Origin of the sequence: Methyloceanibacter sp. (assembly GCF_041573655.1) — a bacterium.
Taxonomy (GTDB): domain Bacteria; phylum Pseudomonadota; class Alphaproteobacteria; order Rhizobiales; family Methyloligellaceae; genus Methyloceanibacter.
The window spans coordinates 1-3,570 of sequence record NZ_JBFFQD010000088.1 but is presented as its reverse complement, the minus strand read 5'-3'; the positions used below and the strand labels follow the sequence as shown (position 1 = coordinate 3,570).

Sequence of the window (3,570 nt, the reverse complement as noted above, 5' to 3'; positions counted from 1 at the left end):
GGCTTCCGCTTCGGCAACGTTCAGATCAACGCCATCTTCGGACTGGCCGCAGGCTTCGGCTTCTTTGTGTTCTCCGAGATATCGCGAAACTTTGCCATGTCGGGGCTCACTTCCGCGGCGGCGGCAGCGTGGATTCCGGTGATCGTCGCGGCGTCGCTCGCGCTCACTGTGCTCTTGTACAAAGAGGACGGGTGATGAAGCGCTGGGCGACATATCACCTTTTGACGCGCCGGGCACCGCCCGGCTTCGGCGCGTCTAATGGGTGCTCGTTCGCGGCCTGTCTCGGCTTGTCCGCCGTCGCGTTTGGCGCCGTTTTGGCTGCGGTTTTGATGCCGCTCGATGCGGCGTTCGCCCAAGCACAGACCAACCTTGAGCAGATCATCAAGCCGCCCACTGTGGACGCAACGGAGCCCATGCTGCTCCAGGCCGACGAGATGATCTACGACAACGACAACGCCCGCATTACCGCCAAGGGCAACGTCGAGATCTACTACGGCAACTACACGCTGCTCGCCGACAAGATTGTCTACAATCGCAACGCCAACACGTTGGCCGCCGAGGGCAATGTCCGCATGAAGGACCCCGACGGCGCGGTCATCACCTCCGACCAGCTCACCCTGACGGACGACTTCCGCGACGGCTTTGTCGACGCGCTCAAGCTCGTTACGAAGGACGAAACGCGTATCGTCGCGGAATCGGCCTCCCGCGAGGCCGGCAACGTGACCGTGTTCCGCAAGGGCTGGTTCACCCCGTGTAAGCTCTGCAAGGAAGATCCGAGTAAGCCGCCAACATGGCGTATTCGCGCCGGCAAGATCACGCACAAGCGCGATCAAGCCAAGATGGCCTTTAACGACGCGAGGTTTGATCTCTTCGGCGTGCCCGTGATTTGGATGCCCTACTTCCAGACCGCGGACCCGACGGTGAAGCGCAAATCCGGCTTCCTGATGCCGAGCTACAGTCACTCCAGCGAACTCGGCAGTACGGTCCAAGTACCCTACTACTTCGCGCTATCCGAGAATTTCGACTTCACCTTCGCACCAATGTGGACGGAGAAAGCCGGAACGCTCCTGTTAGGCGACTGGCGTCATCGTACCTCCGCCGGCGGCTACGAAGTTGAGCTTGCCGGGGTGTGGAACAATAGCAATAGCTTCCTCAGTCCAGACGGCACGGTGGAGCGTGTGACCGACCAAGACTTCCGCGGCAGCATCAAGACCAAAGGCCGCTTCGCGCTCGATCCCTACTACTCCTGGGGCTGGGATGTTCTGCTTGAGACCGACGAGACGTTCCGTCGCTTCTACAATCTCGACTCCCGCCTCAAGACGGACCGCGTCTCGCAGCTCTACCTCGAAGGCCTGCATGACCGGAATTATTTCTCAACCCGGTTCTACAACACCGAAAGCCTGCTGTTCACCGACGAGGAGTTTTCCGAGTCGGTCGTCTACCCGATCATCGACTACGACTACATTGTCGATGCGCCAATTGTCGGCGGCGAGCTTAGCTTCAACTCCAACACGATGGTGTTCTCCAGCGCAGACGGGACGGACTCAAATCGCTTCATCGTCCAGGCGCAGTGGCGAAGGCAGTTAATCGACGGCATCGGTCAAGTGTTCACGCCATTCGGCCGCTTGCGCGGCGACGTCTATAGTCTCGAAAATCCGGGTCTGCTCGAGCTTGGCGGCACCGAGGATGTCGTCATTGCCAACCCCGACGCGGACAACACGATTTGGCGTGGCAACGCTGTCGGCGGTCTCGAATATCGCTATCCGTTCATCGCCTCGACCGGCCTGATGACGCACACCGTGGAGCCGATCGGTCAGGTTATCGCGCGGCCCTCGTCTGTCGGCGACCAGCAGGAAATTCCGAACGAGGATGCGTTGAGCCTCGTGTTCGACGATACGATCCTGTTCGACATCGACAAATTCTCCGGCTACGACCGCATCGAAACCGGTACGCGCGCCAATGTCGGCCTCCGCTATACCGCGCAACTACCGTCGGGCGCTTATGGCCGCGCCGTGTTCGGTCAAAGCTATCAACTCGGCGGCGAGAACGAGTTCGATACGGCGTTCTATCAGACCAGCGGGCTTGCGAGCCACCGCTCCGACTACGTGACAGGCCTCTACCTTCAAACATCGAGCTATCTTAGCTTCTCGGCTCAGTCACGCTTCAACGAAAATAACTTCGATATGGAGCGGACCGACCTCGGGTCTCGATTGAACTACGGACCGGTAAAAGCGCAAGTGAACTATGCGAGAATTCCGGAGGACGTTCCGGCGGACATTCCGATTGTACCGGCCGCTATCGTCAGCAACAACGATCGTGAGGAGATCCTTGGAGGCGGTGCGCTCGCCATCACGAACGAATGGTGGCTACTCGGCAATCTTCGCTACGATCTTCAGGCCAACCAGACGATCTCCGACGGCCTCGGTGTACGCTATCAGGACGACTGCTTCCGCCTCGATGTGACCTACCAGCGTTCCAACATCAGCGATCAGGACATCGAGCCCGATCAGCGCTTCCTAGTCAACTTCGCGCTGAAGTATCTCGGCACCTACTCCACAAACACCTCAGCGTTCGGCGGGTTTAGCGATGTTGACGGCAACTAACGCAGACACGCGGTCCGCGTGGCTCATACCGTCGCTGGTGGTCGCGGCGACGATCACTTGCGCGCTCGCCGGCTTGGCCATCGCGCAAGAGGTCTCAATCAAGGTGCTTGTGAACGACGACCCGATCTCGGACTACGACATCGCCCAGCGCGAGCGGTTCCTTGCCATCACGACACAGACGCAGCCGAGCCCCGAACTGAAGAAGAAAGCCACGGACTCCATCATCGACGAGCACCTGCAGATTCAAGCCGGACGTACTCTTGGCATCACGCCCGACGAGGAGGACGTCACCAAGATCCTGTCCGACATGGCGTCGAAGAACAATCTCGACGTCGCCGGTCTGACCACGGCCCTCGGGAAGGCCGGCGTCAACGTCAAAACGCTCAAGGACCGCATTCGCGCTCAGATCGTCTGGCAGGGCGTCGTCCGGCGCAAGTTCCGCCACCAAGTGAACGTTGGCGACGTCGACGTGGATCGCGCACTCCAGGAATCCGGCGAGGCGGGCGGGACGCCAGCGCAAATTCGCCAAATTAGGTTCGCCCTTCCGAGCGGCGCCGACCAACGCACCGTCGCGGCGAAAATCGCGGCGGCCGAGGGCATGCGCGCACGGTTCAGCAGCTGCGCCTCCGTCCCCGACCTTGCCAAGGGCGTCAGCGGAGCCACCGTCAAGACCCTCCAAGGCGCACAGGCCACGTCATTGCCGCAACCGGCGCGTCTGCTGGTCCAACATGCCAAGACTGGCCAGATGACGCCGCCGACACTGTCGCGCTCCGCTGTCGAACTCTATGCCGTTTGCGGGAAAGGGTCGGCGAGTTCGACGACGCAAGTTCGCGAGCAGACGCAACGCAAACTGTTGAACGAGGAGATGATGATCCACGCCGAGCGCCTCTTGCGCGATCTCCGTCAGGACGCGTTCATCGAATACCGCTGACTGACGATTTCGTGCTAGGCCCTTGGCCTATGGCGC

Annotated in this window: 2 protein-coding genes and 1 pseudogene; all 3 read left to right on the top strand. The window is 60.5% G+C overall.

The features are described 5' to 3' along the window. Positions 1 to 195 (top strand): annotated as a pseudogene (locus tag ABY454_RS12105) (LPS export ABC transporter permease LptG); the annotation flags it as partial. After that, positions 195 to 2,603, top strand: a complete 2,409-nt coding sequence (locus ABY454_RS12100; RefSeq protein ID WP_372930997.1) for an LPS-assembly protein LptD — start codon at positions 195 to 197, stop codon at positions 2,601 to 2,603. The pseudogene ABY454_RS12105 and the gene ABY454_RS12100, both read left to right, overlap by 1 nt. Next, positions 2,587 to 3,534 (top strand): hypothetical protein, encoded by a 948-nt coding sequence (locus ABY454_RS12095; RefSeq protein ID WP_372930996.1) that lies wholly within the window; start codon positions 2,587 to 2,589, stop codon positions 3,532 to 3,534. The genes ABY454_RS12100 and ABY454_RS12095 overlap by 17 nt, the downstream gene beginning before the upstream one ends. Positions 3,535 to 3,570: the final 36 nt, after the last annotated feature.